Raw genomic sequence first — 231 nt, 5'->3', positions numbered from 1 at the left:
CTGTCGGCCGGCATCCGACAGGCTGTCCGCCTGCTGGCACACCTCAATGACAGCCTTCAATTGCAAGCGATCGAACAAGTCCATGCTCTCGCCATCTCCTGGCAACTCAGTCGATAGCGCAGAGGGATGCGCCAAGCCCCACGCATATCGCAATCGTTCGATCTCATCATCGACCTGCGCTTCATCGATGCGCCCGCTGTCGGCCAAAGTTGCCATCCGCGTAATCGATGC

At 58.9% G+C, this 231-nt stretch carries 1 pseudogene; it reads right to left on the bottom strand.

The features are described from left to right. Positions 1-216 (bottom strand): annotated as a pseudogene (locus N7568_RS25575) (hypothetical protein); the annotation flags it as partial. Between the last annotated feature and the right edge of the window lie 15 nt (positions 217-231).

The sequence above is a fragment of the Paenarthrobacter aurescens genome (assembly GCF_025421775.1).
GTDB classification, from domain to species: Bacteria; Actinomycetota; Actinomycetes; order Actinomycetales; family Micrococcaceae; genus Arthrobacter; species Arthrobacter aurescens_B.
Note: the sequence above shows the minus strand (reverse complement) of the source record. Positions and strands in the feature narration are given on the sequence as shown.